The sequence below is a fragment of the Acinetobacter sp. YH16040_T genome, assembly GCF_024605785.1.
Classification (GTDB): Bacteria; Pseudomonadota; Gammaproteobacteria; order Pseudomonadales; family Moraxellaceae; genus Acinetobacter; species Acinetobacter amyesii.
On the sequence record NZ_CP094541.1, the window covers coordinates 1,340,106 to 1,352,585 of the forward strand.

Genomic DNA, 12,480 nt, shown 5'->3' on the forward strand with positions numbered 1-12,480 from the left:
TGCTTTAAAACATAAAGGATTATTTTTCAATAATTGCTGTTACGCCTTGACCACCCGCAGCACAGATCGATACAAGTACACGGCCTGAACCTTTTTGGTTCAATAGTTTTGCAGCAGTTGCGATAATACGACCGCCAGTTGCAGCAAATGGGTGACCTGCAGCAAGTGATGAGCCTTTCACGTTCAATTTAGAACGATCAATTGAACCCAATGGTGCATCTAAGCCTAAACGTTCTTTACAGAATTTAGGATCTTCCCATGCTTTCAGTGTAGACAATACTTGAGATGCAAACGCTTCATGAATTTCATAGTAATCGAAGTCTTGTAGTGTAATGCCTGCACGTTCAAGCATACGAGGCACTGCATACGCAGGCGCCATCAACAAGCCTTCTTTCTTCTCTACAAAGTCAACCGCCGCAGTTTCTTGGAAAGTTAAATAAGCAAGAACTTCGTGACCGTTTGCTTTTGCCCATTCTTCTGACGCAAGAAGGACACATGACGCACCATCAGTCAGTGGAGTCGAGTTACCCGCAGTCATCGTACGCGCATCGCCTTTACCAAATGCTGGTTTTAACTTCGCTAGTTTTTCTACTGATGAGTCTGCACGTAAGTTATTGTCACGCTCTAAACCAAGGAATGGCGTAATGAGGTCATCGAAGAAACCTTCATCATATGCTGCTGCCATTTTTTGATGTGAAGATGCAGCAAGTTCATCTTGCGCTTCACGAGAGATACCCCATTCAAGTGTCGTAATTGCTTGATGGTCACCCATAGAAAGACCTGTACGTGGTTCACCGTTCTTCGGTGCATCCATCAAATCTTTAACATTAATTTTAGTTAATGCTTTTAGGCGGTCTTTACCCGTTTTAGCAATGTTCAACTCAAGTAAAGCTTTACGTAAACCATCACCAAAAGCGATCGGTGCATCAGAGGTTGTATCTACACCACCAGCAACACCCACTTCGATTTGACCCAAAGCAATTTTATTAGCAACTAAGAAAGCAGCTTGTAAACCCGTACCACATGCTTGTTGAATATCGTAAGCAGGTGTTTCAGGAGCAAGTTCAGTATTGAGTACACACTCACGGGTCATGTTAAAGTCACGACTATGTTTTAACACAGCGCCAGCAACAACTTCACCAAGGCGTTGACCTTGAAGGTTGAAGCGTTCAACAAGACCATTTAATGCAGCTGTGAACATATCGCTGTTCGATGCAGTGAAGTAAGCGCCGTTAGAACGAGCGAAAGGAATACGATTACCACCGATAATAGCAACGCGGCGAACTGTGTTTTGACTCATGGTATTATCCTGTTGAACAGACGTTTGAGTTGTTGATTTTGAAGCTGTTTTAGGGGTTGAAGCGGGTGTCTTAGTACGTGTAGATGCACGACGAGGAAGGCTCGTTTTAGCGGCATCACTTGTAGACTTGGTTGCTGTGCCCATACTTTTAGCGGTACGTGGCGTACTCTTTGATGTATTTGACACAGTTTCCGTAGTCGGACTTTCGACTGCTGGATTTTCTTGAGTTGTTTTGCTCATAAGGCTTTTCCAAGCATGTTGATGATCTTCTTGACGGCTACATTAGCATATTCACCAAAGGGGTAAATTGACTAAAATGACATTCGCTAAAGCATTCAGGTCAAGCCATCTGCGGTTTAACTCAAGTATGATTCCATGGAAACTGATGGAACTATTGAAATATAAGTATCTGACATCATCTTGAAGTTAAAGGGATATCTTCAGATCCATCAAAAATTAATCTGTATGAGAGATAATAAACATGACTGATCAATACCAAACATTTGCAAAATCTCCTATTGGTAAATTTGTCATCAAAAATTTAGGTTTACCATCACCGACTTTTTTAGAGCGTTTTGAGTCTGCAACACCTGTAGTTAAAGGTGCGGTTTTATTCGGTGCAGCGCCTGCTTCAACATTGTCTGGTGCAATTGCACAAGTCTTGGCAAATATTCATGCTAATAGCTATGCAGGTAATAATGCTGAATTACAACAAGCTGCGGCAAAATCAGGTCTGAACTTAAGCGCATTTAACGAAGGCGATAAAGAGTCTAAGTTTAAAGTTGTGGTATTTGATGCTTCAGGTATTCAAAACTCAGAACAACTGCATGTCTTATATGCATTTTTTAACCCAATCGCGCGTCAAATTCAGGCGTCTGGTCGCGTTGTCGTTGTTGGTACAACACCAGAAACTGCGAAAACTGTGAAACAAGCCATTGCACAACGTGCATTAGAAGGTTTTGTAAAATCAGTCGGTAAAGAGTTTAAGAAAGGGATTGCTGCACAGTTAGTCTATGTGGACGAAGGTGCTGAAGCAAACTTAGAATCTGCATTACGTTTTGTAATTTCACCACGTTCAGCTTATGTATCGGGTCAGGTGATTCGTGTATCTAAAGCAGATGTTGTGGATGTTGATTGGAATAAGCCGCTTGCAGGCAAAACAGCTGTTGTAACAGGTGCAAGCCGTGGTATTGGTGAAGCAATCGCACATGTATTGTCACGTGATGGCGCGCATGTGATTTGTTTAGACGTTCCACAGCAGCAAGCAGATCTTGACCGTGTTGCAGGTGAAATTGGCGGTTCTACGCTCGCGATTGATATTACTGCAAACGATGCCGGTGAAAAAATCAAAGCGGCTGCAGCTGCTCAAGGTGGTTTGGATATCATCGTGCACAATGCAGGGATTACCCGTGACAAAACTTTGGCCAATATGAAGCCTGAGCTTTGGGATTTGGTGATTAACATTAACTTGTCTGCGATTGAGCGTGTAAATGATTACCTTCTTGAAAATGATGGCTTCAATACAAATGGTCGTATTGTTTGCGTATCTTCTATTTCAGGTATTGCAGGTAACTTAGGTCAAACCAACTATGCTGCTTCTAAAGCAGGTGTAATTGGTGTGGTTAAATTTACTGCTCCATTATTGAAAAATGGTGTAACCATTAATGCGGTTGCTCCAGGCTTCATTGAAACGCAAATGACTGCTGCGATTCCATTTGCAATCCGTGAAGCAGGTCGTCGCATGAACTCGATGAGTCAAGGCGGTTTACCTGTAGATGTTGCAGAAACGATTGCGATGTTTGCTTCAACTGCGTCGACAGGCTTGAACGGTAATGTGGTACGTGTGTGTGGTCAAAGCTTGTTAGGGGCTTAATTAATCCCTCCCGACCTCCCTTTGAAAAAGAGAGGAGAAGTCCCCCTTTATCAAAGGGGGATGAGGGGGATTTAAAATATCCTTCTTTAAAAGGAAGGGAACTTTATAAAGATAAAACTTCCAAAGGTTTAGTATGAATACTCGCCATTTTAGTCAACTTCCAAAACCTTATTTAGCCTATCCAAAAGTGATTCAAGGCTTGATTTTTAAAAAGCCTAAAGCTGAAAAAGTGCTGCCGCAAGTTGAATATGTGGTGGATTCATTTAAGGTTGATCAAAAGCATTTAAAAGCCTATAACGAAGTGTGTGGCTTTAAAAACAATGGTTATATCCCAGCGATTTATTTGGCTGTGCTTTCTCAAAGTTTGCAAATGCATATGATGACCACGGAAGCTTTTCCTTTTGCGATCTTAGGTTTGGTACATATTCGTAACCAAGTGAAGCAATATCGCAAAGTCGGTGTGAATGAAACACTGTCATTGTCATGCAAATTTGGTGAATTACAGCCACATGATAAAGGCGTGCAATTTGACTTTATTACCACTGCAAAAGTGGGCGATGAAGTGGTTGTAGAATCATTAACCACGTATTTAGCACGTCAAAAAACAGAGAACAAAGCTGCGGCAAAATCTACCGAAACAAAGCCAGCAGAGTTGCAAGTTCAAGCTGAATGGAATGTTTCTGAAAATACCGGTCGCCGTTATGCGTTGACTTCTGGTGACTTTAACTTAATTCATATTCATGCTGTAACAGCAAAAGCGTTTGGTTTTAAACAAGCCATTGCACATGGTATGTGGAGTAAAGCCAAAGCTTTGTCGAGCTTAACTTTGCCAGATGCCTATGAAGCAGATGTATGGTTTAAATTACCAATGTATTTGCCTTCTCAAGTTGAGTTCCTTACTGCACAAACGGGTAAAGATACAGAGTTTGCCATTCGAAATAGTAAGAACAAAAAACCGCATGTCGCGGGAAATGTGAAGGCACTTTAAGACTTAAGCCTAAATCGATATCGGTTTAGGCTTTTTTGTTTTAATCTCAAGCGATTCATATTCAAAGGAATGATGATGCAGGCGCTCAAAGAATATCTATTTGCACAGAAGAATAATTATCAAGGTACAGTCGACGAGGCGTTTCAAGATTTGGCGGCGCAATTTAGCCGGATGCAGGATGCTCGAAGCCACTTAGGCGGAGCAGCCTTAGTGGTATATTTTAAAGGTCAAAAAGTCGTAGATATTTGGACTGGTAAAAAGTCAGCCGAAGAAGCTTGGCAGGCCAATACACCCTCGGTCTGTTATTCCACGGGTAAAGGTGTACTTGCAACGCTTGCACATATTTTAGTGAGCGAAGGCTTTCTTGATTACGATACTCCCGTTGCAGCATATTGGCCGGAGTTTGCTCAAAATGGCAAGTCGGATATCACATTAAGGCACATGCTGAGTCACCAAAGTGGTTTATACGATATCCGTAATATCATTGAAACGGCATCTGAAATGGCAGATTGGCCACATATGCTTAATGTCATCGAACAAGCTAAGCCACGTTTTGAGCCGACGACTGATGCGGCATATCAACCTTTAACCTTCGGTTGGCAAGTGGGTGGTATACTTGAAAAGGCCACAGGTCGACCGCTTGCTGAATTGATGCAACACTATTTGGTTGAGCCTTTGGCATTGGATCATGCATTTTTTGGCGTACCAGAGCATCAACTTAGTGAGGTTGCTCGCTTGATTCCGAAAAAGAAACAAGTAGAACGTGCTGTAGATACATCTGCACAAGAAAATACCCAAGCGCAGACAACGAAAAAAAAGACAGAGACACGAAAACCGTCAATCTTTGATCAGCTTCTGCAACTTTCTGGACAAAATTTGCAAGACTTTCAAGATGGTATGATTCCTAAAGGAATGCGCAAGTTTTCATTTTTTAGTGATGATGGTTTACAAGCCATTATACCTGCGGCTACTGGTGTATTTAGTGCCAATAGTTTAGCGAAAATCTATGCAATGCTGGCTAACCAAGGGCAGTGGCAGGGACAGACCTTAATCACGCCACAAGTTTTTGAATCTTTAAGTAAAATTCAATATAAAAAACGTGATCGTATTATGCCTTTACCGATGAATTGGCGTTTGGGATATCATCGAATTTTAACTTTAGGCAAATCTAGTCAAGGTTTTGGACATATTGGTTTTAATGGTTCTGGGGCCTGGTGCGATCCGCAGCGTTATTTAAGTTTTGCATATACACATAACTTTGCGACGGGTTCAATCACCGGCGATTATCGCTTATGGGGCTTAACTCAAGAAACGCTTCGCTGTGCAGACAAAGCACTTAAAGGACGTAAGGGCTGGCTTTAAGATACTTCGGGATAGAACAGAAATTGGGGAAATGTGAAAAATATGCTATTTTCCCACGCAGTTTTAGATTGCTGTGATATCCCTATGAAAAAAGTTGTTTTGATTCCCTTAGTAGCAACGTCGGCAATGTTGGGTTGTCAGGATTCAACTCAAACGAAAGCAAAAGAGATAGAAGCGATTACTGCCGAAAAACAGCAAGCTGCATGGGTCGGTGATTTTAAAGGTACCACGCCGTGTATGGGCTGTCTTTCTCGTTGTGAAGATTGTCCTGGCATGGCTGTGGCTATAGAGCTACATGAAGACCAAACCTATACACTCACTCGTGAAAGTCTAAGTGGTCATAACGAAGTAGAAGTGCTAAAAGGTGTAATTCGTTTTAAAGATGAATCAAAGCAGCAGCTAGAACTTATGAATGTGCAAACGCGTAATCTTTTGTATGTTGATTTGGATCAGCAATTGCTAGAAATTCGGGAAGACCAGACGGCGAAACGCTATCAAATGCAGAGTGATTTTTTGCTTAAGCGGGCAGAGACTTAATTATAATTAAATCGTTCTTTCTTTACGTAGTTTGTCAGTCATGATAAAAAACCACTTTATAGTCTAATTTTTATAAATAATGATAAAAAAAGAATTATCAATTACGGAGTTATTTGGAATTTTATCCATAGCAGCCCTCACAATTTCTGTTATTTCGAATGCATTTTTCTATTACTCTTTAGATGCTATATGGATAATGTCTGTTTTATCTCCATCATTTTATATTTTTGAAATTATTAAGGTATTAGTCTTAAGTTGTTCAGTCATAGCCGTAGTTGGTGTTCTATTAGATTTCTATAAATTTTTATTTAAACAATATTGCAAAAGTAAGCCTAAAAAGAAAATTTTAGTTTCTAATCATATTACGGAAGCAGAGCTGAAAGAAAAAATCGAACAGTTTTTAAAAAAGCATAAGCTGCTACAAGCTATATTTGTCATTATTGTATGTGTTAGTGGGCTAATTACGCTCTATGTAAATAACTTTATTGGTCAAACTTCAATGCTATGGGGTGCTGTTCTAATTGGTATAACTCTCAATATTTTTACCGATGATGAAGTGCGCAGAGATAAACCACTTAAATTTTTGGTGTTAACCATTCTTGCCATATTTGCTACCTGTTTTTCTGCACAGTTAAAATTAAATGATATAAAGAAGTCGCCTGTAGCTACATTGAAAATCAAAGACGTAAATAAATGGTATGTTCTGGACAGTTTTCAAGGTAATGTAATCTTGTTTAATGATTCAGAAAATAAATCAAATATTAAAGTCGTTAAATTCGAAGATATTGATCGAATTAGTTCCACTGACTAAGAACTTCATTCACTCTTAGACAAAAAAACAGTATGCTTACACCTGTAAAAAGGAGCATACATGTATCAAGTACTTGCACGAAAATACCGTCCACGAAATTTCATTGAACTCGTGGGGCAAAACCATGTGTCACGCGCACTTACCAGTGCCTTAGAACGTGGTCGGTTACATCATGCGTATTTATTTACAGGTACTCGTGGCGTGGGTAAAACCACCATTGCCCGTATTTTGGCAAAATGTCTGAACTGTGAAACAGGTGTAACCTCAACGCCTTGTGAAGTCTGCCCAACGTGTAAAGCAGTAAATGAAGGTCGTTTTATTGATTTAATTGAAATCGATGCGGCATCACGGACCAAAGTTGAAGATACCCGAGAACTTCTCGACAACGTTCCTTATGCACCAACCCAAGGTCGCTTCAAGGTTTATCTGATCGATGAAGTGCATATGCTCTCTACGCATTCATTTAACGCGTTATTAAAGACTCTAGAAGAACCGCCAGAGCATGTGAAATTCTTATTTGCAACTACAGATCCACAAAAATTACCGATTACTGTAATTTCACGTTGCTTGCAATTTACTTTGCGTCCTTTAGCGGTGGATGAAATCACATCGCATTTGACAGATATCTTACAAAAAGAACAAATTCAAGCGGAGCAAGATGCGATTTGGCAAATTGCTGAATCGGCTCAAGGTTCACTGCGTGATGCATTGTCACTAACTGATCAAGCAATTGCCTATGGACAGGGTTCAATTCAGCACCAAGATGTTAAAGACATGTTGGGCCTAATTGACCGTACGATCATTTATGATTTGATTTTAGCCATTCATCAAAATCAGCGTGAACGCGTGAGTGCTTTACTCATGCAATTCCGTCAACAAGCGCTGGATGTTTCGCTGGTATTAGATCAGTTGATTTCAACGTTACATGAACTGGCATTATTACAATACTTGCCAGACTTAGCGTTGAAATATAGCGCTGAGATCAATCAAAAAATTATGCAATTGTCGCAGTTGATTTCAGCTCAAGATTTGCAGTTGTATTATCAAGTCGCATGCAAAGGTCGGGCAGACTTGCAGTTGGCAGTCACGCAAGAGCAAGGTTTTGAGATGTGTGTGCTGCGTCTATTAGCATTCCGACCATTACAGCCAAACGAAATGTTGGTCTCTGCCGTACAGCAAGAGTCAGCCGCACAGCCACAGCTTGCTCAAAATCAGGCCGAAACAGTTCAGCCGACTCAAACACAGTCTTTGCAGCAACCCAATACCGTTGTTGAGTCTGCTGCGCAGGTTGCCACTGTTGAACAGCCTGAAGCTGTACCCGCTGTAGACACATCGCCAGCTTTCGATGATTTTGATGATTCACATTATGATGACGATGATGGCTATGCTTCTGCACCTGCAGTTGATGAACCTTCATCTGATGATTTTTTAGATGATCCTGAAGAAGACGCAATAAGCCAAACTTCTACAGCATCTACAGCAAATGGCGCTCTAGATACGCAAGAGGTTGCACCGGTTGAGTCTGTATCGACACAGCAAAATGACACGCTTGTTATGGATGCCGTGGCAGAAGATACATTATTTGATTTAGATCCGACGCCGAGTACTGAAACTGAAGAAGTTGATGTGAGCGCTATAAATTTTGAAGATATTGCACCTTTAGAACCAACAGCTTTAGAGTCAAAAAGTGTAGAGCCTGAAACAGCTCAGCCACATTTGATAAATGCCATTGAACCACAACATGTGGTGAATGAATCAGTTTCGGGTGCTCAAGGCGACAATGGTTTTGATCTAGCATCAGCACAAGTTACGCAAAGTTCTGTTTCTTCGGATGCTGTTCAAACGGGTTCATCTTCTACCTTGATGCCACAAGATATTTTGACTTTACAGCCTCAAACCCTTGAAGGTGAGTGGACGGTCGAAAAGTGGGAGTATTGGTTCCGAAATAGTCAACTTTCACCTGCGGTACAAGAGTTGGCTCAGCATGGCATCATGCGCGGTACGATTGACGGTGAATCGACTTTCCATATTCCAAAGCGATACGAAGCTTTAGTGACTCAATTGCAGCATGTATTGGAACAAGCCATTCATGCGCAATGGTCAAAATGTCGTTTCCATATCAACTTTGAAGATGTCGAAGAAACCACACCGTATGCTTTACAACATGTCCGCAAGGAAAAGGCCTTTGCACGTGCAAATGAGTTATTACATGCAGAGCCTGTTGTGAAAGACTTACTCAAAAGCTTTGATGGTGAGTTGCAAAATATCCAGCTCAAATAAGTTTTAAGCTAGATATAAAAATTAAAGTAAAAATTGAGTTAAAGCATCTCGCATATCATCGGGTATCGAGGTGCTTTTTCGTGTTTGGCGGTCGACAAACACATGTACGAAATGTCCTTGGGCTGCAGCCTCATTTTGTCCTTGTTTAAAAATAGCCAAGTCATAGCGCAGTGAAGAATTACCAATTTTTTCAATCGCAACCCCAACTTCAATGATTTCTGGATAGGACAGCTCTTGTAAAAAGCTGCAGGCTGAATCGACCACTAAACCAATGATCGGGGTTTTTCGCAAATCAAAACCGGCATGTTGAATCAAGAGTGCATTTGCAGCAGTATCAAAATAGCTGTAATAGGTGACATTATTGACATGACCATACATATCGTTGTCTGCCCAACGTGTTTGGATTGGAAATAAAAATCGATAGTTTTGGCGGCGTTTAGTTTCAGGTTTCATCGTTGGTATTTTCTTTATTTCAAAATGAGTGAACTTTAGGCATAGATCGATTGGTAAATCTGGCGAGCGTCTTCAAACTGCAGTTCTCGCGGATTATTTTGTAATAGTCGCGTTTGTAATAGCGCATCTTCTGCTAAACGATCGAGCATATTTTCAGGCACATTCAGTTGACTGAGTTTAAGCACCAAACCGCTCTGATCTAAATGATTTTGCATATGATCAATAAATAAATCACATAAACCATCGGTACAGCCCGTACTGTATGGGTCTAGCCAACTCATAAGTTCTGCATAATGCTGCTTGGCCTGAGGTGCATTAAACTTTAACACTTCAGCGAGAACCAGTGCATTGGTATGACCATGCGAGAGATGAAAGTGTCCACCGAGTGGATAGGCGAGTGCATGCACCGCTGCAACTGGTGCATTAGCAAAGGCCTGACCTGCAAGCATTGAACCAACTAGCATGTGCTGACGCGCTTCGAGGTTATGTCCATCTTGTAAAACCAGTGCTAAGTTTTTATTGAGTAAACGCAAAGCTTGTTTGGCGAGCATATCCGCATACGGATTTTTTTTAATTTTTGACGTATAGGCTTCAATGGCATGCACCATGGCATCGATACCTGTCGCTGCGGTAATATGTGCGGGAAGATTTAAAGTAAAGTTCGCATCGAGGATACAGACATCGGCATACAGTACAGGGGAGACGATACCAGTTTTGGTGGTTTCACCTGTAGTGACGATAGAGATTGGTGTGACTTCAGAGCCGGTCCCTGCTGTTGTCGGGATCAAAATGAGCGGTAAGCGTGGTCGTTTTGCATTACCAACACCATATAAATCACTGATCTGCTGTGTTTGCTTAGGATGAGCCAAGATCGCAATAATTTTAGCCACATCCATTGAACTGCCACCGCCAAAACCAATAATCAAATCTACTTTTTCATTTTTGGCAAATTGAACTGCATCCAAAACTATATGTTCTGCAGGGTCAGCTTGAATACTGGAATAAATCACATAATCTTGATGGATACTTTCTAAAATATCCAAAATGGGTAAATGTAATTGTTGTTGCAACATACCGGGGTCGGTCACAAGCATAACACGCTTGGCTTGAAAGTCGCCTAGGACCTCTCTCAGTTGGGAAATAGAGCCTAAGCCTGAAATAATATTGCTGACGGTTTGAAACTGAAATTGACTCATTGGCTTATCCCTAATTTTTTATATCCAAATAAACATTATTCTTGAGTGTTGATATAGGATTCATCCTATAAATAACTTAACATAAGACGCTTGAAATAAAAGTAGTCTTGAGGTTGTTATGTCATCCAGCACGCCATATAAGGTGTTGTGTGTTTGTTTAGGAAATATTTGCCGTTCACCTACGGCTGAAGTGGTTCTCAGACATTTTTGTGATGAAGCGCAACTCAATATTCACGTCGACTCTGCGGGTACGAGCAATTATCATCCGGGCAAAGCGCCTGATCTTCGTAGCCAACAGCATGCAAAATTACGAGGCTATAACTTATCTGCATTACGCGCACGTCAGTTAACGGTTCATGATTTTATTGAATTTGATTTGATTTTGGCCATGGACTACGAAAATTTAGACAATATTCAAAACCTCATGCAAAAGGCGCAGCAACAATTCGGTCAACTACGTGCACAAGTGTCTTTGATGAGTCAACATGATCACCAATATCCACAACAAGAAGTACCAGATCCGTACTATGGTGGTGATGCAGGGTTTGAACATGTATTAGATCAATGCGAATCTAGCAGTCAGGCTTGGGTCAATTATTTAAAAACTCAGTTACAAGCACAGCAAAAAAATTAAGGTTTAAGAATGCAAATTCAAACACAGGTTCAGCTTAAGCCATTTAATACATTAAGCCTCGATGCTGTTGCATCGCATTATGTACGCGTTCAATCGGTAGAAGATATTCAAGCAGCGCTCGACTTTGCCAAAGCTGAGCAATTAAATGTATTGGTACTTTCAGGAGGCAGTAATATGCTGTTGCCTGAGCAAATACATGCTTTAGTGATGCATATGGATATTCAAGGTATTGAATATGTACAAGACGATGCCGCAACCCAAACTTTAAAAGTGGGTGCAGGGCAAGTGTGGCATGACTTTGTACTTTGGACGACGGCACACCAGTTTTATGGCTTACAAAATCTAGCATTGATACCCGGTTTAGTAGGGGCTTCACCTGTCCAAAATATCGGGGCTTATGGTGTTGAAGCGGGTGAATTTATTGAATCTGTACAGGTCTATGATCGTGTAAAAAAACAGCAAAGTAGTATTAGCGCTGCCGATTGTCATTTTTCATATCGCCATAGTATTTTTAAAGATGAGCCAGAGCGTTTTATTATTACGCATGTCACTTTTAAACTTTTAAAACACGCCGATTTAAAATTAAATTATGGTGATTTAAAGCAGGCTGTAAGCGAAGACTTAAGTGCAGAAAACCTACAACAGCAAGTCATTCATATCCGCCAAACTAAACTTCCAGATCCCAAAGAATTTCCAAATGTCGGAAGTTTCTTTAAAAATCCTGTGATTAGCCAGCAAGCCTTTGACCAAATTGCGCTGCAATTTCCAAATTTACCCCATTACCCACAACCGAATAATGCGGTAAAACTGGCAGCGGGCTGGTTGATTGACCAAGCGGGTTGGAAAGGGAAATCTGTGGGTTCAGTGGGAATGTTTCATAAGCAAGCTTTGGTATTGGTCAATTACCAAGACGCCACGCTGCAAGATGTGCGTACAACTTACAAAGCTGTACAACATGATGTTTTTGAAAAATTTAATATTGAACTACATCCAGAGCCTGTATTATTTGATACAAATGGCTTGATTCGATCTCACGCAGATTAATA

General features: G+C 40.8%; 11 protein-coding genes. 8 read left to right on the top strand and 3 right to left on the bottom strand.

The genetic code is table 11. The features are described 5' to 3' along the window. Window positions 1-19: 19 nt before the first annotated feature. Entirely contained in the window at window positions 20-1,540 is a 1,521-nt protein-coding gene (locus MST16_RS06500) for an acetyl-CoA C-acetyltransferase (protein WP_180010379.1), read from the bottom strand. A gap of 241 nt (window positions 1,541-1,781) precedes the next feature. Between MST16_RS06500 and MST16_RS06505 the strand changes: the two genes are divergently transcribed. From MST16_RS06505 to dnaX, 6 genes are all read left to right on the top strand, one after another. Beyond that, entirely contained in the window at window positions 1,782-3,173 is a 1,392-nt protein-coding gene (locus MST16_RS06505) for a 3-oxoacyl-ACP reductase (protein WP_180010378.1), read from the top strand. 133 nt (window positions 3,174-3,306) lie between these two features. Next, entirely contained in the window at window positions 3,307-4,161 is an 855-nt protein-coding gene (locus MST16_RS06510) for a MaoC/PaaZ C-terminal domain-containing protein (RefSeq protein WP_180010377.1), read from the top strand. A gap of 75 nt (window positions 4,162-4,236) precedes the next feature. Further along, on the top strand, window positions 4,237-5,523 hold the full coding sequence (locus tag MST16_RS06515; protein WP_180010376.1) for a serine hydrolase: 1,287 nt from the start codon (window positions 4,237-4,239) through the stop codon (window positions 5,521-5,523). Between the two features lie 84 nt (window positions 5,524-5,607). Beyond that, window positions 5,608-6,060, top strand: coding sequence for a copper resistance protein NlpE N-terminal domain-containing protein (locus MST16_RS06520; protein ID WP_180010375.1), 453 nt, complete (start codon window positions 5,608-5,610; stop codon window positions 6,058-6,060). Between the two features lie 79 nt (window positions 6,061-6,139). Then, entirely contained in the window at window positions 6,140-6,871 is a 732-nt protein-coding gene (locus MST16_RS06525; RefSeq protein WP_180010374.1) for a hypothetical protein, read from the top strand. 60 nt (window positions 6,872-6,931) lie between these two features. Continuing rightward, window positions 6,932-9,151: a DNA polymerase III subunit gamma/tau gene (gene dnaX, locus MST16_RS06530; protein ID WP_180010373.1), complete on the top strand. Its 2,220-nt coding sequence runs from the start codon at window positions 6,932-6,934 to the stop codon at window positions 9,149-9,151. Window positions 9,152-9,172: 21 nt separating this feature from the next. Here the strand turns inward: dnaX and MST16_RS06535 are convergent, their stop codons facing one another. Both MST16_RS06535 and MST16_RS06540 read right to left on the bottom strand, forming a co-directional pair. Next, on the bottom strand, window positions 9,173-9,604 hold the full coding sequence (locus MST16_RS06535; protein ID WP_180010372.1) for a thioesterase family protein: 432 nt from the start codon (window positions 9,602-9,604) through the stop codon (window positions 9,173-9,175). Between the two features lie 35 nt (window positions 9,605-9,639). After that, a complete protein-coding gene (locus tag MST16_RS06540) occupies window positions 9,640-10,800 on the bottom strand; it encodes an iron-containing alcohol dehydrogenase (protein ID WP_180010371.1) in 1,161 nt (386 codons plus the stop codon). 118 nt (window positions 10,801-10,918) lie between these two features. On the opposite strand from MST16_RS06540, the gene MST16_RS06545 reads away from it, so the two are divergent. Together MST16_RS06545 and murB are read left to right on the top strand one after the other, a co-directional pair. Further along, window positions 10,919-11,434, top strand: a complete 516-nt coding sequence (locus tag MST16_RS06545; RefSeq protein WP_111884272.1) for a low molecular weight protein-tyrosine-phosphatase — start codon at window positions 10,919-10,921, stop codon at window positions 11,432-11,434. Window positions 11,435-11,443: 9 nt separating this feature from the next. Next, window positions 11,444-12,478 (top strand): UDP-N-acetylmuramate dehydrogenase, encoded by a 1,035-nt coding sequence (murB, locus tag MST16_RS06550; protein WP_180005226.1) that lies wholly within the window; start codon window positions 11,444-11,446, stop codon window positions 12,476-12,478. Window positions 12,479-12,480: the final 2 nt, after the last annotated feature.